Here is a 23,450-nt window from a genome sequence, read left to right as displayed (position 1 = left end):
ATGGCAAAGAAAGATCCTACAGACTTGTCAGTTGAAGAGAAGTTGAAAACTCTTTATCAACTGCAAACTACATTGAGTAGCATTGATGACAAAAAGGCTCTTCGCGGTGAACTTCCACTTGAGGTTCAAGACTTGGAGGATGAAATCGAAGGTCTGAATATCCGTATTGAGAAAATTCAGAACGAGATTGCAGAGTTCCAAAATGCAGTAACTCAGAAGAAGCACGATATTACTGATGCGCAGGTTAGTGTTGATCGTTACAAAACTCAGCTTGAGGATGTTAAGAATAATCGCGAATATGATACTCTTACAAAGGAAATTGAGTTCCAGACTTTGGAAATCGAACTTTGTACAAAGAAGATCAAAGAAGCTGCGATTAAGATTGAAGAATGCAATCAAGATTTAGCAAAGGCTCAGGAAACAATGGCTGACCGTCAGGCTGATCATGATGAAAAGAAAAACGAACTTGACGAGATTATGCAGGAAACTCGTGAAGAAGAGGAAAAGCTGAAGGAAAAGGCTAAGGAATTAGAAACAAAGATTGAGCCTCGTTTGCTTACAAGCTTCAAGCGTATTCGCAAGAATGCCCGTAACGGTTTGGGTATCGTTTACGTTCAGCGTGATGCTTGTGGTGGTTGTTTCAACAAGATTCCACCTCAGCGCCAACTAGACATCAAGATTCACAAGAAGATTATCGTTTGTGAGTATTGCGGTAGAATCATGATTGATCCAGAACTTGCTGGTATTAAGCCAGAAAAGCCTGCTTCAGAAGAGAAGCCAAAGCGCGCTAAACGCACAATTCGTAAGACTACGAAGAAGGCAGAAGAAGAAACAACACCAGAAGAAGCATAATTGCTTATTTCTATAATGAATATTAAGTAGGGCTGTGCATGTAAGTCGTGGACAGCCCTATCTCGTTTTCTATAACGACCTTTTATTTTAGTATCATAGAGATGACAACTATTTTAATATTGTTATGATTTTAAGTTCATATATTCAAAATTTAATTCGTGATAAGGTTGGAAACCACCTTACTTTATCAAGTCAGTTTGATATATTATCAAAAGACATCTTTGAAGTTACAGGTGAAACCCTAAGTATAAATACTCTGAAACGTCTTTTCGGAATGCAACCATGCGTAAAGACTTCAAACACTACATTAAATATTATTGCGGAATACTTGGGATTCAAGAATTGGGAACAACTGAATGATGTTTCAGAGAATGGAAACTCGTGTATTAGCATCCTCGAAAATGTTTTGTTTATAAAAGACATGAACAAAGAAGCAAATATTGAAGTTTGCTATGAACCAGCAAGAAAACTGCTATTAAAGGTGACTGATGCCTATCATTGTATGGTACAATCTGCAAACGGTGGAAAACTGAATAAAGGGGATATATTAACTATTTCCGAAATTGCTGTAGGTCATTCGTTCTTTGTGAGTGAGGTCGAACATGAAGGACATAAATTAGGACAATATATCGGTGGCATTGAGGGTGGCGTGAAATCAATTAAAATAATGTAACTACCTATATGGATACAGAATCTCGCTTTTTCTTTAATGACGAATTATCAGCAGACTCAGATGAGACGGTGATTGCCGAAGGTGGAACTGCTATTAACTATAAGGTCAAAATTGATGGTAAATGGTATTCAAAAAAACAACTTAAAGCTGAATACAAGGATAATCCTTTATATCGTGACTCACTTAAAAAAGAATTTGAACTTGGTGCGTCATTGAATAATGACTTTATTGTGCGTTATAAGGGTATGGGTGAGGATGAAAAAGGTCCTTATCTGCTCACAGAATTTGTAGATGGTTACAATCTTTCCGAATTTATAACCTTAAATCCTGATTACTTCAACTCAAAATCAGCCCGCAAACAGTTTGTTGACGAGTTTCTATCAGCTGTGGGCTGTATGCACCAACACCAGATGCTCCATCTTGATCTGAAACCAGACAACATCATCATAACCCGTATCGGACATCACGTGAAACTGATTGACTGTGGTTTTGCCTATCAGGATAGTTATATTTATACTCCAGGAGGAACAGAAGGCTACTCAGCTCCAGAACAATTTACCGACAAATATGCTGTCGGAACTTATAGCGATATATATGCGATTGGAAATATATTTAAGAAATACAGCCTAGTAAACAAGAAAGTTCTTTCACGTTGCTTACAGCAAGACCCTACTAAGCGTTTTCAGTCTGTATCTGAATTGAAAAGAGCAGTTTCTACAAGAAAGCGTTCTCTCATTTTAATTTTATTATCCCTATTGTTACTTGTAATCTTGTTATGTGGCTTACATGCATATAGCAATAGAAGAATAGCAACAAAATATAGCACGAGATTATATCCAATAGATTCTACTAGTAATATTAAAGTCAAGACTATCATATTAGATTCAACTTCTCAACCTCCATTGGTTGGTGGATTTATTGAGAATTATGATGAAAAGAAAATCATAAATAAGGGGCTGCTTATTGCAACCAATCCTGATGATCTTTATGATACAGACACAACAAGTAACAAACAAACTGTGTATGGTAGTTCTGGAACGATTTATGGCGAAACGAATATTCGTAATTTCAAAAAGTTTGATTTTTATTATCTCGACAAAGAACAGTTCACTATGCCACTGATGCTTCTTATGGGAAATACTGATTATTATGTGAAAGCATTTGCTGTAACAAAAAAACTAAAATATATTTATGGCAAGGCGTTACATATCCACACGAAAAACTTCAAAAGATTTTCCGGAGCACCAGATGTCGCTAACGTCTTTTGTTTTAGAGATTACACATTATTTGATGTGGAGACCGACGAGATTATAGATTTAAAGAAATCTTTTTGTTATTATTCAAGCAACGAAAAACCTTTAGAATGTATACGCAATTTTGATACGAAAGAAACTGGATATTATAAACTGAAAACTCGTTGGAACTATAAAATTTGGTATACATACGCAGGTGTAAGCAACCCTTTATGGAAATCATATACAACGCGTATTAAGTTACCGGTCATGACATATAGAAATGGAATGCTGTATATCTCTAAAGATAAAAAAGAAATTAATTCTCCTGTTGCTTTCTATTATACGATAAATGGTGATTGGCAGCGTCCCGAACGTTTTAAGCAGCGTTATACCAGTCCTATTAAAATCAATCGTCCGTGTTTAGTTACATGCTACGCCAAGCGTAGTGATGGAGCCATATCATATACAAATAACTATATGGTAATGAAAAGTCAGATAAAACCAAGCCATTAAATACAAATTAAAATACTTTCAGAAATGACTTAAATGTTTTACTGGAAAATGCTCACTTTATTGATATGAAAATTTCACATCTACAATAGTAATGTGTAAATTAAGAATATAGACGTAACATCGTTATAATTACAAAATCTTTTAAAAAAAAGAACGCCACAGCATCACTGCTCAGGCGTTCTAGACATTGTTATTGTATTTTTATACAATACTAGAATTAACAAACAGAACTCCTCACGGAGTCCAATATCTTATGCAAACAAGTGGATAAAGCAAAATATAACTTGTCCTTAATTTTGTTATCTGAGTATATAAAGTGGCTAATCAATGCTAATATTGCAGTGTTGTTTGCCATTCTATTCTTTGATACACAATATAATTTCACCATTAAGTTCAAATGGTCCCCTTCTAAACGATAATGTAAAAGTCTACTGTAACAAGATTTATTCGAATATATAAAACTTGATATTACGAGCACAGAACTTTTCATTCATACTTTTTTAGTGTTAATGCCGTTTATTCAATATCACTCCACTAGGCGACGCTGTGGTCTGCCACAATAAGACATTATAAATGATTAAATACAAATTTATATCTATCATATAACTTATTTCATCATATTACTGTTGCAAAGATAATACTTATTTCCCAATTCTAACCTATATAGTCTCAACATGGATGACATGGACAAAAAATAGATGAAAAATAGTGAATCTATTTAATCATCTCCTTTCAACGAAAGTAGGAAATAAGACTATAATTCCTTCATATCTGCTACATGTTCTCTCGCAGATCTCGCTGATTCACGCAGACTAAAACACAATAACATCAACAACAATCATCTGCGGGACAAATGCAGCTCAGCTGCATTCGTCTGCGCTATCTGCGTTATCAGCGAGAGAATAAACACACAAGTGTACTCCATCTATCAGAGAGACAACAAACAACACATTATCTACGAGACCCCATAAACGATTAAGAGGGATGCGCTTTAGCACATCCCTCTCTTGTTATCCTGCAATCCATACCGTGCAGCTAAGTAGCGCTGTGAGCGCTGCAATTAACCAGACTAGACTGGTTATGATTTTAATTAAGTCGTTGAAATCGTGATAGCTCATATAGCTAATTCTGTGTTTCATCTTGTTGCGTCCCAAGCAACCCTAGAAGACTGGAAGCGATAGCGATTACTATCTTAATGATCCATGAAATGTTTACGTTGTTCTTGTTCATTTAGTTTTCTTTTAATTAATCGTTGTGTGTGTGTTCTTAAAAAACAAATCCCCCTCTGCTGCGCATCAGAGCGGGAACGATGTTTAAGGCTTTACTACTCCGCCGTTTGGATCACCTGCAGCTGGTGCAGTTTTGATTTTGTTGTACTCTGCGTACTCCTTTACCTGCGTACCGGTTACAAGTGCCTTTGTTCGTGTCTTTGAACCCATGTCTACATGTGCTTCCGGACTGAAGCGGATGTTAACTTTCTTGATGTTCTTGGCTGGTGAGAACTCCTTAACGCTATCTGCGCCAACACACTTTAGTGTTAGTTTGAATGAACCTAGTCCTGCGATCTTTACGACCTTTGACTCCTGAAGTTCGACAGTCATCACCTCTGCAAGTTCTGTGAGTACTGCTAGTACATCACTCTTTTTGACTGAGCAGTTTGCCTGAATCTTTTCTGCCATGTCATCAAGTTGAGCTATTCCGAGATAGACGGCACGAGCGTAAAACTTGTTATAGGTTTTCAGATTCTTTTTGTTGTTGTTCTTGTAAATTTTGTAATTCAGCATGTTTCTTTCTTTTTTAAATTGTTTTTTTACTGTTTGAGACTTGCTGAAAGCATCATATATGTGCACCTATAATGTTCCTCCTTTCATTAAGCCCAGTCACCTGATTTTCAAATGACACGGCAAAGATACTGCAAGTTTTTAAGGCATGCAATGAAATCATGTTTGGCATGTTAGCCAAAGTTACGTTGCCACATGTTTCACGGCGACAAAAGTAGATAAATGAATAATCTACTTATATGGACAACATTGTATTTACAACTGAATTATATAAATTTACATGTAATATTCCACCGATAAATTTTATTATAATCACTAAATATATTAACTTTGCAACCAGAAGGAGACGCCGGATAGCTCTGCAGCCCTCGAAATAATCATTTTAAGATAAAAATCATGAATTGGATTATCTTGATTATTGCAGGGCTGTGTGAAGTAGGCTTTTCCTACTGTCTTGGTCGTGCAAAATTATTAACAGGCACAGCATGGATGGCTTGGATGCTAGGCTTTATTATTTTTACCATCATTAGTATGTCACTATTAGCAAAAGTAACTCAAACGTTGCCAATAGGAACAGTTTATCCTATATGGACGGGAATAGGAGCCGTAGGAACGGTTATAATTGGTATTTTATTTTTTGAGGAACCATTTACTTTTAAAAGACTGTTTTTTATTTCAACACTTATAATTTCTATTATTGGACTTAAATGCTTATGAACGAAACTTTTAGACAAATGCGTCGCAAGCGCCAACAACTGAGCGATGATGAGACTATCAACATTCTTAATAGATGCACATCTGGAGTACTAGCACTCTTGGGAGATCAAGAATATCCATATGCATTGCCAATTAGTTATGTTTATAATGATGGGGATATATATTTTCATTCCGCAACATCCGGGCATAAAATTGATGCAATCGCATCAAATGAAAAGTGTTCATTCTGCGTCATAGAGCAAGACAATGTCATACCTAGTGAATTTACTACTTATTTTCGCAGTGTAATTGCATTTGGACGCATACATATAATACATGATGACGCTACCAGAATGAGAGCTTTACAAATTCTAGGAAACCATTATAATCCAGGAGATGACGAAAATCTTCGTAAGGAAATAGAAAAAGGATGGTCGCATGTTGCCGTCATGAGAATGGAAATAGATCATATTACAAGTAAGGAAGCGATAGAGCTTGTTAGGTCAAGAGACAACAAGGATTAATTGTTTCAATCATATTGAAAAGAGCAATCGTAAGACACCCCATTTAATGTTTTACGATTGCTCTTCACTTAACAACTAAGCCAAGTCTTCTGGACGATAAGCACTTTTGTAGAAATCATAAAACCTGTTGAAATGATTACCATCTATAAGCATACCATTGGAATCACCTTTAGAAAACGCAATATGATTTTTATCTATTCGATAAAAATGATAAGTTCCCAAATCCATCAAGTATTTATTATTGCTATCCAAAGCGCAATCTTTTATAGTGCCGTCACTCAAAAATACATAAACTTCTGCACACACGCCATTCTCCATATGATCTGCAGGAGTAAAGCGATGAATCCATACTGTGTTTGCAAATTCCTTATCTAGGCTGTCATCGTCCTTACTGCATGCCGTAAAGGTATTCAACAATAACAGTATAAGACTTATCGTAAAAACACACTTCTTCGTTGTTTTCATTGCTTATTGTATCTTTTTTGAGTTAAGTAATCTATTGAAAGTGGTAATATACTCATTGTTAGTGGACCTGTTCCCAAAATCATTGGAACAACACTCCCATCTGAGTATATTGTTGATATTGGGTAATCCTCAAAATAATCCATTTTAAAATCACCTATTCTTAAATTATGAGCCGCTATTGAAAATGTTTTCGTAACCGTTTTCTCAAACGAATTACTAGAGTCAAATTTTCCATTAATACCCAAATCCAATATCTTAAATAATTTTGCTTTTGCGTCTAATCCTAAATTTACATCAGAAGAATACTTCATAGTATAAGATTCAGAAGTAGTGGTTGTCGATTTTTCATCTGGATTTATTAAATATACCACAACATACTTAGTTATTGGTCCTTTTAAAATATTCCATCTGTCTAAAATAGGTAATTGGTTATTTTCCAAAGGATAAAACCATTTTGAATCTATATTTTTTAGATTGATACTATAAGTATATCGTGAATGTCTAAATGCTGTATGGTGTCTCTTACTTTGAGTTACATCCAAATTAAAAAGTTGATCAGGTCGTGCATAAATTCTTACACTCTGAGTTGCCACATTATCCTGAGCCTCGTTTCCTGAAATAAAAGTAAATAGAAAGCAATATACGCGCCCATTTATTAGTCTACTAATAGCATTTTCTCTAGTTATAGGATTCTTCTTAACTATTACATCCTTATTAAAAAAGTTATAAGCCCCTTTATTTATTGCCATATCTTTAAAATCAGCACTAACTGAAAATTTCATTCTATAAATGCAATCCTTAACATCAGATTTCAAAGTCAGCGTTGTATCGTTTAAATTATTCAAACCATAATACATCGCAAATCGTGTCCCTCGTTTGGATGATTTAGATATTTTATATGCATAGATAAGTTTTGGATCTAAATCAGAGCTTGGTATTCTTCCATCTGTATATTTATCAGATGGTGCCATTTGCCCTCCGCTCCTTGTACTTGAAATAGAGTTGTACTTATTGTAACTAGGATTGAACACAGGGGAAACATATTCATAATTATTTCCTAACATAGCATTATCATCACGATCAAAGCTGCGTGTTGATGAAGTCTTTTTTTGTATCGTGTTATTTTCTGAAATAACTAACACGTTAAAATCCGGTATTTCATCATCAGAAAGAGAATCAACCACTTCTCCATTAATGAATATTTTTTGCTCACAAAGAACAGGTAATTCTGCTTCTGAAGTATTCAAATCACTTACTTTAGCACTTCCTAACTCAGGTAAATGGATATTCAACATTGGTACATGCTTTTCAATAGAATCCACCAAAACATCATGTGATACATACTGGCAAAGTACATCTTCAAAAGTTTTATTTCCTATATATTTATCTTTTGCAATAGGAAAGAAAACATCATAAGCATTATCTATTTTTTTAAGGGCTTCATCTTTCATAAACTGGCGAACATCTTGGCGCTCATATACCGCTCGTGAAAGACATTTAGCAAATTGCATTTCATATTCGATATTGCTATTTTTACCAACATTGTTTTGTAAGGATTGATTTGTGTCAGAAGCATCAGTAAGATTGGACAAGTCTTCTTTATCTGCACAAGAAACCATTCCCAAAATAACAGAACAAACAACTAATATTTTTAATTTCATATATAGTTCTTCTAATTCCATACAAAGGTATACATTATATATATATATACAAATTGAGTTTTTTATAAATTAACTTAAGCTAGCTTAAAACAATCAAGACTAGTACCTAATTTACACATATTATGTAAGTTACTAAATCTACATTCTTTTATTTTAACCACATGCCGCAAGCAAAAGTACATCTTGGACGAGCCATATTTTCTGAAGATTACCGTAACTGTCTTTCTCTGCGATATAATGCAGTTTGCTGCATTCATCTGCGTCCTCTGCGCCATCTGCGAGAGAATAAACACGTAAGCCTGCCCAATCTATCTGCGAGGACACCAAATGTGTCTCAGGCAGATAACACTGATTATACATACGTTTACTTATGAAAATTTACTCTAGGTTGTAATTCAATCGTCTTTACAAGCAGAGATTAATTTTTCTATCCAAGCTTTGAATCTTGGACATTTATTCATTATCTGCTCAAGTCCAACTTCCAAAGCAATCATGTTACCTTCTATCACCTTATCATAGTCTTCTTTTATCGCCAACAAGCGCTTAGAAGGAGCCTTTTCTGGACAGGAATTTATATCTTCTGGATTTGAAAACTCTTCGATTATATTTTTTGTTTGCTGCTGTTGTTTGTCTGAGAAGAATACTTCAAATCCTACGTTGGAAGAATAAAGCAGAGACTCAAATTCGTGAAGCTGAATATAGGGAATAAAGCGATTATCTTTTATATCATCGCCAATACATTTTTCCATTTCATCCACTTTCTCTTTATGATCTATGATTTCTTCATAGCGTTCTTTTTGTGGTAACTCAGGACATCTAAAGAAGTCGACAAACATTGAAACGATAAAATCATCTTTTTGAGATGATAATAATTTCAATGCATCATTTTTTAAATGCTCATAATTAACAAAGCCACCTCGTGCTTTTTTACTCGTGCGAATGAGAATAGGGGTAACAGTATATATCCCTAATCCAGATAAATAAGGAGCGATGAGTGTGTTGACAAATTCTTGTTCACTTTGCCCCTCTACAATGATATAAAGTCTTTTCATGGTTGACCTCCTATCACATTTTTCTCCCACATCTCTCCCATGCTATAATCATCTATCCATGCTGACAGATCATCTGATGACAATCTTTTGAACTCTGTCTGATTATCTTTTCTGTCAACAACAACAATATCTTCTGCATCAAAACAATCTACAAGATTGACAGACTGTGTAGCCACAATTAATTGTGTCTTCTTTGAAGCTCTTTTCATTAAAGCTGACAATTTATTAATAGCAGAAGGATGAAGACCTAACTCTGGTTCATCGATAATAATCGTATCCGGTAAGTTTGGTTGCAACAAAACTGTTGCCAATGCAATAAAACGAATTGTACCATCAGAAAAACTTTGTGCATCCAAATACATGTCTGAATTAAATTGCTCCCACTCTAGTTTTATGCGGTCTGGAGTTATGCGACTAGGCTGAAGTTTGAAACCTTTAAAGTATGGAGCAATAGACCTGATAACACCTTCAATTAATTTTAGCGATTGTGGCTCAGTTTGTTGAAGTCTGTACAGAAAAGCAGCCAAGTTTGATCCATCATGTTTCAATCTCTCATTATCATCAACAGGACAGTCAAGTCTCATCGGAGAGTTTTTACTAGAATCATGGAAATGATAAACAATTAAGTTCTTAATATATGATTTCAAATATTTTACTCTACTGTTATCAGTCTTCATAATACTAGATTCTTCTACAGCTGTATCATAAAGATGCCTATCCCATTTTAAATAATCCTTTATATCACCGTTGAATCCATTATAGTAGTCTCCAGATTCTTCAATAAAAGCCTTATTATCTGTTGTTGGATTTAACGTAAAGAAAAAAGCATTTATATTATTAAAATCAATCGTTCCTTTGATATATTTCGAACTTTTAGAACCGCAATACAAGAATCTTTCTATCCCCCCTTGACTCAAGATGAAATTACCCAAGTTCCGATCCAGCATATTTTTAAGTAGATCAAAAAATGAAATGAAATTACTTTTTCCAACTCCATTAGAGCCAATCAAGACATTAAGATTCTTCAAAGGAATCTTTGCATCACGGATTGATTTGTAATTTTCAATATTAATTTGCTGTATCATATTACGTTCTACAATTATTATATTTTTCTGTCATCATCTTGTTCAATGTCTTGCATGCAGATGATATTCATATTGTGGTTGGCGTTCCTGGATATTCAAAACATCCAAGAAGCACATTACGATTAATTCTCTTACGATGAGGATATCATATATGATATCTAACGTATTGCATCAACATTCAATGTTAGCATAGTTCATTTTACACCTCATGGATATTATGGCATATTTATCAAGTTACAAATATAGTTATTTTTATGATATATTCTACTCTCTTTATGCAAAAAACTTAATTTACGTGCCGTTATAAGTCAATTCTATCATCATCAAAAAGTATTTTGCTCTTTCTGTATACATCCCGTACAATCTGCTAAAGCAGATTTATTCTCCCGCTGATCTCGCTGATTTACGCAGACAAAGAAAAGTTAAATAAAAGAAGTACTAAGGCAGATTACCAAACATGACTCTCTATTGAAAAAGTATCATAATGCTACAATTACATATCCTAAAAAAAGCATTCAATGTGTGTGCGGTTAAATAACCGAATATGATGTTAGATTGTATTGTCGGGAACTAACTAAAACTTTCACACATACAAAAATTTACCCTTATAAAATATACTCTTAACTTGTTAGCGGAATTAAATATATTAATTTAATTCTGCAAGCAGATATACTATTTATTTTTGTTTTTATTTTTCATATCCGCTCTCCATTTTTGTTTCTGCCTTATATAATTAATGTATTCGTTATTATTAGAATTCATTGAATCAATAAGGTATTGAGCCATTTGATACATTTGGGTTGCAAACAAAACAGGGATTCCATTTGCATCAATGTCATAATGAGGCTTACTATTCTTAATACCCGTATTGATTTTCTCAAAAGCAAGACAAGGATTCAAACCTCCATCAACAACAGTTTGGCATAAAGATTTAAGTTTCAGGCTTCTTTTTGCAACAGTAAGAGATTTTAAAGCTGCCAAGTCTATTTCTGGATTATTCAAATAACAATAGTATAACCAAATTTCAAAACAAGGATTGCTTATAATCCACTGACCTTGATCCCCAGCTACAGTATCTTTACTAATTTCTAACAACTGTTCATAAAACTCATCCACATCAGATAAAAGAAAAATTTTATCCATAGTATCAAGATGGTATATCTGATCTTCTATTACAAATTCATGCTCTTTTTGTATTTCTAGCCATTTCTTTTGCATCTGATATGGAAACAAGCCCTGCCCTTTTTTAGACATAAAGAGAACTTTAAGTGAATGCAAATTAGGTTTTTTGATGAGTTCTTTTAAAAAGTCTTTCTCTTTTTTTTCTCCTCCAGAGAGTACAAAAAACAAATTGGAAGACAAAATTCCTTCCTGTTTCTCATATGCCAAGTCTACATGAGGAATATTAATTGTCTTCTGCCTTTCTCGTTTCGCTTTAGAAGTTGTTTGGACTACATTCTTTGGTAACTCTATTGTAGAATTGCTTTTCTTATATGTTAGTTTTGACAAATCCATCTATGAAATTCATTTACATATTTAAATCACCAATAAACGGGATTGCACCATATCGTCCCTCTAAATAACCATTCTCTAAGCTAATCGTATTATGGATTTTAAAATCATTAAGCGAATACATGTGGGTGCATCCATCTTTCTTTTCAACTAACCAAACTTCATCTGTACGGATAAAATTCTGATTCAGCAAACATGTTTGATGCGTCGTAAATATTAACTGACCTTTGGTTTTTTGTGAAGAGAAATAACGCACGAGTTCGCGAACCAAATGGGGATGTATGCTGTGATCCAATTCATCAATAACCACAGTTTTACCAACTTTCATTGCATCATAAAAGGCTGGAACAAGAGACAATAAACGAACCGTTCCATCAGATTGAGCTTGAATATCCATTTCTTTTGAAAATCCATCTTTTCCAAATTGCTCAAACATCATCTGACTTATCTTCTGCACACCTTTCTCAATACTAATAATACTAGTATTTCTGAAATTAACAATTTGAGACATTCTCCCAGAACGCATTTTTTTCACCTTGTCTATGGGTAACATGCTAGCATTATGAGTACTAATATAGTCCTCAATATTCTCTGTTTCCACTTTTACATCATCAATGCCAAGATCAATAGCTTTAAAAAGTTGAGAAGCAAATTTTCTCACTCTTTGTTTGTTTTTAAATATATCTATCAATGCTGGAGTAAATGAATGAAGCCCAATGATTTCAAGTTCATCTTCAAACCATTTCTGCCCATTATTAATATTCTCATCTGTTAGGATGGGCACATCATTATTAATAGTTAACAAACTTGCAAACGGATTTTTCTCCAACCATACTGTAACCATTTTACTAATTTCTTCAGATGGAGTTATTGCATATTGCACTTTTCTTCCTTCACGAGTGAATACATTTATATTATCACTTTTTCCTAAACCAGAAACTTGCAAAGTTTCATACTTGATACCACCTTTTGTAATCTCTACGGAATAGACGTATGGAACGCCCGCTTTTGTTATAAATTCAACAGTTAACTCTAAAGGTTGCATTCCTGCATCTTTCTTCAATCCAAAGAAATATTTGCCAACACTTTCTTTATCTAAAAAAGTTTTATCGGTTGCCAATTCCTTCAAGAAATTAAGTCCCTTCAATAAATTCGATTTACCTGCCCCATTAGAACCGTAGATAGCAGCCATTTTTAAAACTGCCACCTTATCTTCAAATACGTTAATATGCTTCGACAAAGAAGTCCTTTTCCTATTGGGAAACATATCAAACTGAGCCTCTTCGTTAAAAGAAAGAAAATTCTTAAGGATTACACGGAGTATCATAACAACGTAATTTTAATAGGTTATATATCTTTTGGTAGCTTATATAAATTGAAAATAGCTATCTTTTGAATACAAAGATACATTATTTTTTGTATTCCGTGAATTATTCACGTGTTTTTTTCACGCTTGCAATAAAATAGCGCCGAATTTATAGCCAAAATTAACATAATAAAACATATTATTAGCAATTATCAATTGATAATCAGCGAATAATCATTGGTAAAGTTCACGTTATATTATCCATTAAATAGATTAATATCCACTGCTGCTGCATTCCTCTCTGCGTGATCTGCGCTATCTGCGGGAGAATAACACGCAAGAGTACTCTAGTTATCTGCACAAACAAAACCCCAGTAGTCTCCCGCTGATTTCGCAGATTTACGCAGACGAAACCCAAAACCACATTATCCATCCCAACCTGTCTTTCTCTGCGAAATAATGCAGCCTGCTGCATTCCTCTCTGCGTGATCTGCGTAATCTGCGGGAGAATAACACGCAAGAGGACTTAATCTATCTGCACAAAGAAAACCCCAGTAGTCTCCCGCTGATTTCGCAGATTTACGCAGACGAAACCCAAAACCACATTATCCATCCCAACCTGTCTTTCTCTGCGTGATAATGCAGCTTGCTGCATTCCTCTCTGCGGGATCTGCGGGATCTGCGGGAGAATATTCACGTAAGAGTACTCAAACAATCCGCACAGATGAAACCCCAATGTCTCTCGCAGATCACGCTGATAATCGCAGACAAAACCCAAAACAACATTAACCTCACCTAACTGTCTTTCTCTGCGAAATAATGCAGCTTCGCTGCATTCCTCTGCGTCATCTGCGTTATCTGCGAGAGAATAACACGCAAGAGTACTCAATCAATCTGCACAACGAACCCCAAATATATCTCGCAGATCACGCTGATTATCGCAGACAAAGACAGTTTGGGTAAATGAATAATGTGAGGGAATTAATTATAAAATTTAAACGCCCAGTATTTTACTTTGCTGTTTGTATTTTAGCATCGTCATGAAAAAAAACTTGTAGAAATTATCTGTAACACAAAATAATTACGTAATTTTGGGCACAGTAATCACTACGAGAATTGTTTGTAAGTACCAATGATAAATAACCAGACACATACAGATCTTTTCATAGACAACCAATTCTTTGTACTTTTAATTCGTCAAACTCATCTCAAATGAACTATAGTATGGGATTCATAATTTTAATTTTAAATATATCTACTTGGTGGTCAAGTTTAGATGTTAATTATCAAACAGTTATAATTTCTGGTTGTATATCTTTCTTTATTTTAGGGCTTGGATTTATAATATCAGAAGCAATCAGAAGGTATAACAAATCAACAGAATTAACACAATATAAACAATTTATAGAAGAATGGGTAACCGAAAGCTATCAAGTCTTAGATGAATATATATCTTCACTTCAGGAATTTTCGGATGACATAAAAAATAATAAAGACTTAAATATACCAAAGTGGACAAGCAGTATAATTCATTTTTCTCAAATAAATAAAATACCACTAGAAAGATACGCTGATATTTATATATTTGGAATTAAGCACAAAGACTATAAAGAAAAACGTATACAATTAATGAATTTCATCTATCAACTTGAGTATTTAGAGAAAATACAATCTTTAATTATGGACAGATATAATGAATATATCAAACATAGTGAAGAAATAATGAACGAATGGAATAACTGTTGTATGAACTTACTTAATGTATACTCAAACATAAATTATAAAGATAATCCTGAAGCTGAACATTTTTACCGTTTATTTAAAAATGCAATAGATAAATCTTCAAATTGTTCTAATTTAGATATTTGGGAATCGGAATATATTCAACCTACATTGGATGAAATGAAAAAATTAAATCCATCACCAGCATCTATATTATTTAAAATAGCAATTCATACAAGAGATTTATCTTATGTAATAGAAAAACATTATAACTTTAACAAATACAGTAATGTTTTTGCAGGCAATGCTGCCGATTTAAAAACATCACGAGGCATAATTGACAATTTTAAAAATTATTTCGATAATAAAAAAATAAAACGATATTGTAAATAAAATATGGAACTAAAAGATTTTATCAGCGAGACAATCTATCAGATTGCAACTGGAGTTAAAGAGTCAATGGAGAAATGCAAGGATTTAGATATTATTGTAAATCCAAATATTTACCAACAATCAAATAACGAGTTATACATACCGGAAGATCCATCTCGTCACGGAATATGTAGAAGGATAACACCTATTGAAATAGATGTTTCAGTTGCGATATCTAACTCTTCAGAGAATTCAGCTGGTGGTAAAATAGGTATATCTGTATTTGGTGTGGGAGGAAACATAAAAGATACAGATAACACAATGAATACAAATAGAATTAAATTCAGCGTGCCAGTTTCCTTGCCTGTAACAGAGATGCAAGATGTATATAACTTGAGAGAATGATTATTATATCTTGACCCAAACATTAAAAGTGTTTGGGCCAATTTACTCTATTAAATGTTTCTCGGCTTGACATGACCTTATAATGCAACTACTTATTATTGATAATAATTCATGAATCCCCCCTAGCAATTTCATATATTCCAGCTACGAAGCTACGGCGACATTTCAAACAACTGATACGCATCCTGTTGCATCCTCGCAACATCACCTTTCAGCTACGGCAAGCTACGTATTAGCTACGTTCTCACCTACGAAATATTCGAGGCGCTTGTTGCGGATGAACTTGTATCTGCCGTTGCGCAAGATGTGACCTACACGCATGATGTTGCTCTTATTGAGTTCTATGTTCTTGTATTTCTCCTTCATGCGCCCCACGATCTCCGTCACCGTCATACGTATTGCAACCTCTGTCTTGAGCGGACGATGAAACATATCCGAAAATATCTCGTCTATGCAGTCGTATTGCTGAAAAAGACCGTTACTGATCTGAATCGCCTGCTCGTCCTCGTTGTCAAAATACGTCTTCATGCCTGCCCTAATCTCCGCCACTGCCTGAGCATATAGTTGCCCATAGTCTACCGTTGACGACGTGTCTATGCGCTCGTTCACCTGCACGCACATGTATCTTCGAGAACCGGTGCTGTCTGTTAGTGGTTGCGGATTATTCGTTGTCGCCACAAACGCCGCATATCGCTGATGCTGCTGCACAATACTCTCATAGAGGTTGCGATATTTCACGTCAGCCGTTGACAGCATATATTTCAGAAATGCCGTCTGACGCTTTGAAATGCTGTCATATTCGTCAATATTTACCAGCAGAAACCTTGTCAGTGCCTTCACGGCATCGTTGCGCTTTGCAAAGTCCACCCTGTCCGTGTAGTACACCAGCAGTTCCTCTGGCAGAATCATTCTGCAAAACGTGGATTTGCCGTCTCCCTGAGCACCTACAAGCATGGGCACCATTGAGTTACCGTGCATCACGTTGCGCCCCATCCATTGGCTCACCATGCCGCGAAACCACAGATGGAAGTATTGTGCCCAACCTTTAAAATCGGTCTGCACACGCATTGCAAACCGTTCTATGCGCTCTTCGCCGTCCCATTCGGGCAATGCCGAGATATATTCCATGATAGGATCGAAACTTTCTACAAACGTCGACTCCACAAATCGCTTGATATCCTTGTCCCATGCGTCTATGCCTTCAGCCTTCGCGTTGATTGTCATCGTGTTGTAAACTTCCTTTGTCAGCGGATGCCACGAAAATATGTAACTGTCTTTGGTGTGATATTCGCTGTCGCCCGTCATACTGTTTCGGCGAAAAGCATAGCGCACAAAGAGAAACTGGCGCAGCCGTGCCTGATTAATTGTTGGTTTAGGAACCGCACAACTTGACGGAGCTATACTGACGTCGTAGACATTGCGGAAGCAGTTGCGCACGATAATCTCAATATCCTTGGCAAACGCATATCTCAACGTCCTGCTCACGGCAAACTCCTCTTCCAGTCCGTTGTGCTGACATTCCTTGGCAAGCATCGTCAACAACTCGTCTGTGTCCTCATATCCGCCGTTCTCCACCACATTGCGATAACACATCAGATATTTAATCATCGACATCTGATGCAAGTCAAAGTCGGGCAACATGTCATGAGGTGCCATAACGGTCTGTTTGATGATACTGCGCCGCAACTTGTCTGGTTTCTGCACATTGTTATATGGTTCACTCACCACCATTTTCACCGCATTGGGGTTGTAAAAGATGCTTTCGTCGCACGACATGCAACATCCGTTTTCTATTCCAGGACATACTGCCTCGCACTGCGTACCCAGTTCAGACTCATAAAACTTTGCAGCCATCACGTATGCCGTCTGATGAAACTGCTGAATATCCTTCTCATCAGTCGGCAGACTACCGTCGGGCAGTGCAAATGGCACAATAATCTTCAATGTTCGGTCAGACGAACCCACAAAGCACAGCAGCGTCTGCGGAAGTGCAGAAGCCAGAAACTTGTAGTTGTCTGCCCATCCACCTTCAGCACGGAAAGAGAGCATCACAAGCCCAGTATAGTCCTTGCCGACAGAGAAAAACACGTGTGGCAGCCGTTCTGTCTCCTCAAATTTAGTCTTTTCTAGGTTGATAGAGGCTCCAAGTTTGTATTTCAGACTGTCACAGAGCTTCTGATACTTGCAATTTTTCACTTGATTGCAGAATTCATCAAGACTGATGAGCTTTTGTTTCGTCTCACCTCTTGATTTATACACATATTTGATGTTCATAGTTGTAGAAAAATTATTATTCAATTCCCTTTTGCGTTTTACGAAGCATTTGGGTGCGTTTCACGATTTATTGCAGTGCGTTTGCTATCATATTGCAGTGGAAAATACGATGCTTTGCAGTGCATTGCTTCGTAAAACGCAAGAAAATACGTAGCTAAAACGTAGCTTATCGTAGCTAAATTCTTAATTTCATCATTGTAAAATGTTGATTATTAGCAACATAAGGCACGCCGTAGCTTCGTAGCTATTCTTTTTGCAACCCTTAGGGCATGCCCCGTGCATCCAGTTCCCTGAGTATTCGTCTTATCCTAGCAGGTTTGATGTAGTACTCGTATTTGCATTGATTGCACACTTGTCGGTACGTGCCAGAGCGCATGCGTTCTAATTTCTGCTTAGGCAATTCGCGTCCGCACTTCTGACATTTGATTGTTTGCGGGAGTGTCTCCCGATTGATAAATTTGACATCATCGTTTTGTTTTAATTATTAATACTTATATTGTTATTGCTCACTGTTTATTTCCTTGCTTTATTTTTTTCTTTATTTATTTTTGTTTCGTTGCTGTTTTATTCCTCGTTCTTTCTTTGCTCGTTCCTTATGTGTTTAACGGCCGATTCTCCCGCAGATCTCGCAGATTACGCAGACAAAAGACAGTTAGCGCAAATGTATCTACTAAAGCAGATGCCGCAGATAACGCTGAGAAAGACAATTACCACATAGTGGAAACAATACAGTTCATGTTGTTTGCTGTTTGTCTGCGAAATAATGCAGCTTGCTGCATTCCTCTGCGGGATCTGCGTAATCTGCGGGAGAATACACGTAAGAGTACTCAATCAAACCACACAGAAGAAAACCCAGTGTCTCCCGCAGATCTCGCAGATTTACGCAGACAAACAACAAAACCCCAAAACCACATTAACCTCACCGCCTCACGAACCTGTCTTTCTCTGCGAAATAATGCAGCTTGCTGCATTCCTCTGCGTCATCTGCGCTATCTGCGAGAGAATATTCACATAAGAGGACTCAATCTATCCGCACAAACGAAACCCCAATGTCTCCCGCAGATCTCGCAGATTATCGCAGACAAAACCCAAAACAACAATAACCAAACTGTCTTTCTCTGCGTAATGATGCAGCCTGCTGCATTCCTCTGCGTAATCTGCGCTATCTGCGAGAGAATATTCACGCAAGAGTACTCAATCAATTTGCACAGAAGAAAACCCAGTATCTCTCGCAGATCACGCAGATAATCGCAGACAAACCCCAAAACAACAAAACCACATTAACCACACAAAAACTGTCTTTCTCTGCGTAATGATGCAGCCTGCTGCATTCCTCTGCGTGATCTGCGTTATCTGCGGGAGAATACACGCAAGAGTACTCAATCTATCGGCACAAAGAAACCCCAATGTCTCCCGCAGATCTCGCAGATTATCGCAGACAAAACCCAAAACAACAATAACCAAACTGTCTTTCTCTGCGTAATAATGCAGCCTGCTGCATTCCTCTGCGTGATCTGCGCTATCTGCGGGAGAATAACACGCAAGAGTACTCAATCTATCCGCAAAGAAGAAACCCCAGTGTCTCTCGCAGATCCCGCAGATGATCGCAGACGAAACCCAAAACAACAAAAACAACAAAAACAGCAACAACCATCCCCAATCTGTCTTTCTCTGCGTAATGATGCAGCTTGCTGCATTCCTCTGCGTTATCTGCGTTATCTGCGGGAGAATATTCACATAAGAGTACTCAATCAATCCACACAGAAGAAACCCCAGTATCTCCCGCTGATCTCGCAGATTTACGCAGACAAACCACATAACCACAAAACAGCATAAACCTCATGTTCCCAATCTTTCCACGAAACAGCAGCTAACTAGAACGGGCATACCTCTGGGGGCTTTTCCTCAAAGTCTATTTCCTGCGACGTAGCTTCATGCTTCGTCCAATCGCTTGTATCCTCGCTGATAGCACAATACGTCTTATCGAAGTTCTGATTGCAGCCAGCATACCGCATGGTGTCCGTGGAATACTTCAGCGCCACCGTACCCGTCTTTCCTATCTCACTCCAACGGCATTTGATGCAGTTCCAGTACGTTACTTCCATCTCTGGGTTCTCGTCCTTCTTGCGGTCAAGCCAGAACACGTAATCACTCTTGTTTCCGAAGTCACTACTACCGAAGATGTCGTTGATGGTGAGTTTGGTCTTATCATCAAATTTACGGGGGTGGTGCATCATGAATATTGGAACTTTATACTGATGCGCGAACTGAACAATCTTCATCAGCAGCATCGTGTACTTCATCGTGTCCGTGATACCAGTCTGTTCGGGTAGCTGAATCCAGTTGAACGGATCTATCACAAGCATGTCACACAGTCCCTGATAATATTCCTGCTGGGCGATGTGCAGTATGCCGTCGATGTCGTTGGTCACGTTTGCATCAATCTCTCGGATATATTCCCTACAGATGTCCTTTCCCCGCTTATAGGCAGGCTCTATCAGTTTGCCCTTGTTGAAAGTTCTGCCCGTCATCACGTTTATCATTTCTGAATAATGACGTGCCGTTGGATATTTCTCAGGACTGTAAACGAGGATGTGCATTTTGTAAAGATGCACCATACTCATCATGATGAAGTTCATCATCGTAGACTTTCCACTGCCCGGAGCAGCAAAACCAAGATAGATAAGTCCGTCCTCGATTCTGAAAACATTGTTGAGCTTAGCCACATGCAAGTCCTTTGCCTTAGGCAGTCCGTTCTCATACAAATCATCAAGTTGCGACTCCACGCTGTCCAGTTCCACAAGTCCAGCTACATTCATCTTCTTTGCGTGCTCAATGCACCATACCACGGCATCTCTGCCCTTCTCCATGAGCAGTTGGTTGGCATCCTTGGCACAGTGCAGATTGTCCTCGCCCTCGTCATCCTTCCATTTATATGTCCAGTCAACAAACTTCATGCGTGCCTCACCAAAATATGCTGCCACCTTGTTGCGTGCCTCAATTCCGGGGTCGTCAGTGTCTCCTGCATAAATGATTGTGGCATGGGCAAAGTAGTCCTTGTATTTATCAAAACATCGTAGGTCGCTCTGTGCTCCGTTGGGCAGACTCACCACTGCATCGTAGCCACACTCCACGCATGCCGCTGCATCCATCATCCCCTCTGTGATGAGTATCTGCGACGCACCGATAGCACTGTTCACATTATAGGGAATCTTTTCGCAACCTTGTTCAAAGAAAAACTTCTTTTCAGTCTTTGAAGCTAGTTTAAACTGCACGTCAATGGTGTTGCTACCGTCGATGAATGGGAATCCCAGATATTCCTCTTTCTCAGCTCCATGCTCAATAACTCTCGTTCTGATGCCCAGCTTATGCGCCGTCTCCGTGCTGATGCATCTGAATTTGAGATATTCCATCGTCTTTGTGCCGAAGTTAGCCATGAAGTAATCAGCAGTGGGCAGATTGTATTTCTTCTTGGCATATCGCTTTTCCTGCCCTTCCTTCCATGTCTTGAAATGGCTTTCAAGCAGAAATACCGTTCCGCATCTGAAGCAGTGTCCCCAACCAGTGTCAAGGTCTATGCTCACGCAGTCAGAGTTGGCGTTGTTGCCATCGTGCATGCTGCATTCAGGGCATTTGCATCTTATCTTTCCGCCCGTCTTTCCGCTCGTAGCCCTTGATATCTGTAAGTCTTCTTTTGCCACAACCTTGTGACCGTAGCCGTCATCATACGTCTGTGCCATGTCATTTCATGTTATGAATTCTTCTGTACTCTTCGTAGTATTCAGAGCGGGCAGCCATTTCAGGGTCCATCTTGAAGTCACCAACTGGAATAAATTCAAGTTTTATCCAACTCCATATCGTGTTTGGATCAATCTGCCGTGGAGCATCAGGCGGTATAATCTGGTGGTGTGAATCATATCGTCGACCATTCTCCTTGTAGTCGTAATAATCGTCCTCGCAGCATTCCATGGCTGTCTTCCTCACCATTTCGTCGTATTTATATTGCTGGTAGTATTCATTAAACGACTCCCTTGTCTTGCGTCCGGGCTGTAGCAGATTACAGAAATACCACCTTGCATTTTCGTCCGTGTCAAAGGTCTTGCCCTTTGCCTTGCACTGCATGCAGAACCACTCTATACTGGCATCGGCAACAGTCTCGTTGGTCAGTTCGAGAGCCGTAACACCCGAAATGGACTTCACCCAATCGGCGTCAGCAAAAGATTTTTTAATAGAATCAAAAGAAGAATTTACGTTTGCGATTACGTCGTCTTTTTGGGAATTCGTAGTCGTAGACGAAGAATTTCTTTTATCTTTTTTTATATCTCTATCTCTATCTTTATCTTCTATATAGTGGGGTTGCTGATTATCAGTGAGTTGCGGCGTTATTTTTGCAACTTTTTTTGAAAATGTTGCAACTTTGTTGGAACTTTTTTGAACTTTCTTGCAACTTTCCTTGACCTTCTTTGTGCTTTTCCACCCTCCAACACACTCCTTAATCTCATCATCAGAAGGGTGTTCTGGCAAGCCAAGAGTAGTACGCAGATAAGGACTATAAAAAATATCAGTATCTTTAGGACTGCAAAACAATCCGTAGTTGTTGATAATGTCAAGCAGAAACTTCTTGTTCTTACCCATTGCCCTGGCAAGACTTGGGATGCTGATATAACTTCCCAATCCATTCCTGCGGTCAATGAGGTACTCAAAGATAAACATGATTGCTCCACGTCCTTCAAGTCTGTGATTAATGTCTAATTTTTGCATTTCCTCACTATTAAGGAAATTTGATGATAGCATATAGTATTTCATAATTCAGTGTTAATGTTTAGCTGGATAATTTTCTATTCTCATTTTACGATTCTTTTCGTTACGTTTAAGTGAAACGTGAATCCAGAAAGAACCGCCTTTTCGGTATTCGAAAAGCAGTTGGTCATACGGGCAGTGATTCGTAATAAAGTCAAAATATTTTCTGGCTATATATGCGTTATAGCAATGTATGTCAGCAGCTTCACCAAAGAGGTGTTGAGAGTTTCCAACTCCATTAACTCGTTCGTTAAGTACTGGGCAGCGGAAACCGCTGTTAATTTTGATTACGCCAAAGTTACGGCGTAAAGGTTCTAGGATTTTTTCACACAGATTCTTTAAGTTATTAATCTGTGTTGCGTCGGGGGTGTTGTCGATGTTGTGGTTTTCAGCAGTCTCAGAACGCATCATTTCATAAAGAGTAAAATGCTCNGTTAGTCTTTTCTCTTTTGCTTGTTTAAGTGTCATTTTATTTAAAAAAAAAGGACAAAGCTACCGCTAGAGTGATTATTCGTCATCCTT

At 37.3% G+C, this 23,450-nt stretch carries 21 protein-coding genes; 7 read left to right on the top strand and 14 right to left on the bottom strand.

Features of this window, described 5'->3' with window-relative positions; all coding sequences use genetic code 11:
• The 3 genes from B045_RS0107645 (at position 1) to B045_RS0107635 (ending at position 3,273) form a co-directional block, all read left to right on the top strand.
• Positions 1-852 (top strand): zinc ribbon domain-containing protein, encoded by an 852-nt coding sequence (locus B045_RS0107645; protein ID WP_018463688.1) that lies wholly within the window; start codon positions 1-3, stop codon positions 850-852.
• A 124-nt stretch (positions 853-976) separates the two neighbouring features.
• On the top strand, positions 977-1,525 hold the full coding sequence (locus B045_RS14895) for a hypothetical protein (protein ID WP_018463687.1): 549 nt from the start codon (positions 977-979) through the stop codon (positions 1,523-1,525).
• 8 nt (positions 1,526-1,533) lie between these two features.
• Complete coding sequence (locus B045_RS0107635) at positions 1,534-3,273, top strand: protein kinase domain-containing protein (protein WP_018463686.1); 1,740 nt, start codon at positions 1,534-1,536, stop codon at positions 3,271-3,273.
• Positions 3,274-4,283: 1,010 nt separating this feature from the next.
• Here B045_RS0107635 and B045_RS15790 read toward each other — a convergent pair.
• From B045_RS15790 to B045_RS0107630, 3 genes are all read right to left on the bottom strand, one after another.
• Positions 4,284-4,412: a hypothetical protein gene (locus tag B045_RS15790; protein ID WP_262502992.1), complete on the bottom strand. Its 129-nt coding sequence runs from the start codon at positions 4,410-4,412 to the stop codon at positions 4,284-4,286.
• A complete protein-coding gene (locus B045_RS15850; RefSeq protein ID WP_373277758.1) occupies positions 4,396-4,503 on the bottom strand; it encodes a DUF6486 family protein in 108 nt (35 codons plus the stop codon). Before B045_RS15850 ends, B045_RS15790 begins: the two co-directional genes overlap by 17 nt.
• 83 nt (positions 4,504-4,586) lie before the next feature.
• Positions 4,587-5,057, bottom strand: coding sequence for an HU family DNA-binding protein (locus B045_RS0107630; RefSeq protein ID WP_018463685.1), 471 nt, complete (start codon positions 5,055-5,057; stop codon positions 4,587-4,589).
• Positions 5,058-5,450: 393 nt separating this feature from the next.
• On the opposite strand from B045_RS0107630, the gene B045_RS0107625 reads away from it, so the two are divergent.
• Together B045_RS0107625 and B045_RS0107620 are read left to right on the top strand one after the other, a co-directional pair.
• The gene (locus B045_RS0107625; RefSeq protein ID WP_018463684.1) at positions 5,451-5,771 is read left to right on the top strand and encodes a DMT family transporter; all 321 of its coding nucleotides are present in this window, start codon (positions 5,451-5,453) and stop codon (positions 5,769-5,771) included.
• Positions 5,768-6,274: a pyridoxamine 5'-phosphate oxidase family protein gene (locus tag B045_RS0107620; protein ID WP_025884261.1), complete on the top strand. Its 507-nt coding sequence runs from the start codon at positions 5,768-5,770 to the stop codon at positions 6,272-6,274. The genes B045_RS0107625 and B045_RS0107620 overlap by 4 nt, the downstream gene beginning before the upstream one ends.
• A gap of 75 nt (positions 6,275-6,349) precedes the next feature.
• Here the strand turns inward: B045_RS0107620 and B045_RS0107615 are convergent, their stop codons facing one another.
• From B045_RS0107615 to B045_RS0107585, 7 genes are all read right to left on the bottom strand, one after another.
• A complete protein-coding gene (locus B045_RS0107615) occupies positions 6,350-6,739 on the bottom strand; it encodes a hypothetical protein (protein WP_018463682.1) in 390 nt (129 codons plus the stop codon).
• Positions 6,736-8,421 (bottom strand): hypothetical protein, encoded by a 1,686-nt coding sequence (locus B045_RS0107610; RefSeq protein ID WP_018463681.1) that lies wholly within the window; start codon positions 8,419-8,421, stop codon positions 6,736-6,738. Before B045_RS0107610 ends, B045_RS0107615 begins: the two co-directional genes overlap by 4 nt.
• A 132-nt stretch (positions 8,422-8,553) precedes the next feature.
• Positions 8,554-8,760: a hypothetical protein gene (locus B045_RS0107605; protein ID WP_018463680.1), complete on the bottom strand. Its 207-nt coding sequence runs from the start codon at positions 8,758-8,760 to the stop codon at positions 8,554-8,556.
• Positions 8,761-8,795: 35 nt separating this feature from the next.
• Positions 8,796-9,452: a DUF4276 family protein gene (locus tag B045_RS0107600; RefSeq protein ID WP_018463679.1), complete on the bottom strand. Its 657-nt coding sequence runs from the start codon at positions 9,450-9,452 to the stop codon at positions 8,796-8,798.
• The gene (locus B045_RS0107595) at positions 9,449-10,537 is read right to left on the bottom strand and encodes an AAA family ATPase (RefSeq protein ID WP_018463678.1); all 1,089 of its coding nucleotides are present in this window, start codon (positions 10,535-10,537) and stop codon (positions 9,449-9,451) included. The genes B045_RS0107600 and B045_RS0107595 overlap by 4 nt, the downstream gene beginning before the upstream one ends.
• Before the next feature lie 672 nt (positions 10,538-11,209).
• A complete protein-coding gene (locus B045_RS15070) occupies positions 11,210-12,052 on the bottom strand; it encodes an RloB family protein (RefSeq protein ID WP_018463677.1) in 843 nt (280 codons plus the stop codon).
• Positions 12,053-12,065: 13 nt separating this feature from the next.
• Positions 12,066-13,376 (bottom strand): AAA family ATPase, encoded by a 1,311-nt coding sequence (locus B045_RS0107585; protein WP_018463676.1) that lies wholly within the window; start codon positions 13,374-13,376, stop codon positions 12,066-12,068.
• A 1,203-nt stretch (positions 13,377-14,579) separates the two neighbouring features.
• Here B045_RS0107585 and B045_RS0107570 point away from each other — a divergent pair.
• Positions 14,580-15,470, top strand: coding sequence for a hypothetical protein (locus B045_RS0107570; protein WP_154650128.1), 891 nt, complete (start codon positions 14,580-14,582; stop codon positions 15,468-15,470).
• A 3-nt stretch (positions 15,471-15,473) separates the two neighbouring features.
• Positions 15,474-15,854, top strand: coding sequence for a hypothetical protein (locus B045_RS0107565; protein ID WP_018463672.1), 381 nt, complete (start codon positions 15,474-15,476; stop codon positions 15,852-15,854).
• A 225-nt stretch (positions 15,855-16,079) separates the two neighbouring features.
• Here B045_RS0107565 and B045_RS0107560 read toward each other — a convergent pair whose 3' ends face one another.
• The 4 genes from B045_RS0107560 to B045_RS0107540 all read right to left on the bottom strand — a co-directional run bounded on the left by B045_RS0107560 (position 16,080) and on the right by B045_RS0107540 (position 23,396).
• The gene (locus tag B045_RS0107560; protein WP_018463671.1) at positions 16,080-18,128 is read right to left on the bottom strand and encodes a VapE domain-containing protein; all 2,049 of its coding nucleotides are present in this window, start codon (positions 18,126-18,128) and stop codon (positions 16,080-16,082) included.
• A 1,874-nt stretch (positions 18,129-20,002) separates the two neighbouring features.
• Positions 20,003-21,868: a bifunctional DNA primase/helicase gene (locus tag B045_RS0107550; RefSeq protein ID WP_018463669.1), complete on the bottom strand. Its 1,866-nt coding sequence runs from the start codon at positions 21,866-21,868 to the stop codon at positions 20,003-20,005.
• 1 nt (position 21,869) lies between these two features.
• A complete protein-coding gene (locus tag B045_RS0107545) occupies positions 21,870-22,934 on the bottom strand; it encodes a hypothetical protein (RefSeq protein ID WP_026234367.1) in 1,065 nt (354 codons plus the stop codon).
• 9 nt (positions 22,935-22,943) lie between these two features.
• Positions 22,944-23,396 carry a D-Ala-D-Ala carboxypeptidase family metallohydrolase gene (locus B045_RS0107540; RefSeq protein ID WP_018463667.1) on the bottom strand — a complete coding sequence of 151 codons (453 nt, stop codon included), beginning with the start codon at positions 23,394-23,396 and terminating at the stop codon, positions 22,944-22,946.
• Positions 23,397-23,450 lie beyond the last annotated feature (54 nt).

The organism is Segatella paludivivens DSM 17968 = JCM 13650 (genome assembly GCF_000373185.1).
GTDB classification, from domain to species: domain Bacteria; phylum Bacteroidota; class Bacteroidia; order Bacteroidales; family Bacteroidaceae; genus Prevotella; species Prevotella paludivivens.
Note: the sequence above shows the minus strand (reverse complement) of the source record. Positions and strands in the feature narration are given on the sequence as shown.